This window comes from Parabacteroides leei (genome assembly GCF_023369805.1).
In the GTDB taxonomy this organism is placed as follows: domain Bacteria; phylum Bacteroidota; class Bacteroidia; order Bacteroidales; family Tannerellaceae; genus Parabacteroides; species Parabacteroides leei.
The window spans coordinates 1-1,729 of the sequence record NZ_JAMBQG010000045.1 but is presented as its reverse complement, the minus strand read 5'-3'; the positions used below and the strand labels follow the sequence as shown (position 1 = coordinate 1,729).

Below are 1,729 nucleotides of genomic sequence, written 5' to 3'. Positions count from 1 at the left end.
TTTCCCTCTTTTCTTCTGATGGTTTTAAGGGATTGGGTCATGCTTCGTTTTTCATGTATATTTGTCCGTTTTTCTCTTTTTTTTATAATCTGATGATTGGGGCTTTCTTTATAGGGATTTCCTTTATTCAACCCATTTAAAGGAGGGAACAGGTATGAAGCTATTGAACAACTCAGAGGTCGGTCTATAAGGATAAGTACAAGAAGTATTTCTTTTAACAAAAATGCGTGACATCAAAAGAAGGGGATAAATAGAGATTACCCCTGCCAAAAATTGACACTTTTAAATTTACTGATTCTATTTTTGTGATTGGGGGCTTTCATACGTTACAGATAGCCCCAAAGAACATGCCCTATCCATGGTTCGTTCATTAAGACATGTTCTTGCATGACTAATTCTATTTGGGGGCTTTCTTTTCTGCAAGACAAGGAGTTTTGCTCTTTATTGATTCAGTTTCCTTTCTTGCTCTATCTGTACCCGTTGTCGTTCTATCTCTTTTTTGAGTTCCTGTTCTGTCGGCAGATAAAGCATGTATTTGGATGCAAAAATCTGGTTGCTGTCATTGAGCAGGCTATATTTTACAATGGTCTTGTCTTTTTCGGTACATAGGATAAGCCCGATTGTCGGATTATCGGTTTCCTGCCGCATCTTTTCCTCAAAATAGCGTACATACATATCCATCTGCCCGATATCCTGATGGGTAAGCGGTTCGGCTTTCAAGTCTATGATTAAAAAGAATTTGAGTATATAGTTATAAAATACCAAGTCCGCATAAAAGTGTTTGCCCGTGTCGGTGGTAAGTCGGTACTGGCGCCCCACAAAAGCGAAGCCCTTGCCTAATTCCTGCAAGAAGTTCTGCAACTTATCTATAATTGCCTGTTCCAGTTCATTCTCCCTAAAGTCCGTATTATCCTTTAAGCCTAAAAATTCCAGTACATAAGGGTCTTTGATAATGTCTTTCGGCTCTTGCCTGATTTCTTTTTCGGCAGCTTCATCCTTGACTATTTGGGTATTGTGGCTCATAAGCATCCGTTCGTAATAGAGGTTGCCGATTTGCCGTTCAAGCGTTCTCGTACTCCAGTTGCAATCTATGGTTTCCTGCATGTAAAACAGCCTTGCCTGCCCGTTCCCTACCTTTAAAAGCAGGCGGTAATGCGTCCAACTCAATTCAGGACGCAGTGCGTCACATTTTGGATAAACGAGGTAAAAGTTACGCATGTGGCGCAGGTTACTTTCATCAAAGCCACGACCGTGTTTTTTAGTCAGTTTTTGGGATAATTGTTTGAGAACCTGTTTGCCATATTCCGCCCTTTCTTTTCCCTTTTGTTCTTCTTCGACGATTACTCTGCCGATATGCCAGTATGCCCTGACCATCGTAATATTGGCGGTGCGGTAAACCGCAGCACGTGCCTCTTCGATTATCCGGTTAATCGTGTCGTAAAGGGTGCTGATTCCTTTTGTTATTTCTCCATTTGTCGCCATGTCATTCCAATAATTTGTACGCAAAGGTAGTAATTTAAAACGACTTGAAAACAAGGGGATTACTTTCTTTCACGCTCCGCAGGAACAGAGGGGCTTTCTTTATCGGGGCTTTCCTGTAATCGGATAAAAGGGAATGTGGCAACCCTATAAAAGCAGAACGCTGTTTTGACATGTTTTTTCAATGAAATAAAATCCCGTTTATAGAACCGAAAAAATCCCTTAAAACCATCAGAAGAAAAGAGGGAAA

Annotated in this window: 1 protein-coding gene; it reads right to left on the bottom strand. The window is 40.8% G+C overall.

Going from position 1 to position 1,729, the window contains the following annotated elements; all coding sequences use genetic code 11:
• Window positions 1-441: 441 nt before the first annotated feature.
• Window positions 442-1,482, bottom strand: coding sequence for a PDDEXK nuclease domain-containing protein (locus tag M1P97_RS26140; RefSeq protein ID WP_044193049.1), 1,041 nt, complete (start codon window positions 1,480-1,482; stop codon window positions 442-444).
• Window positions 1,483-1,729: the final 247 nt, after the last annotated feature.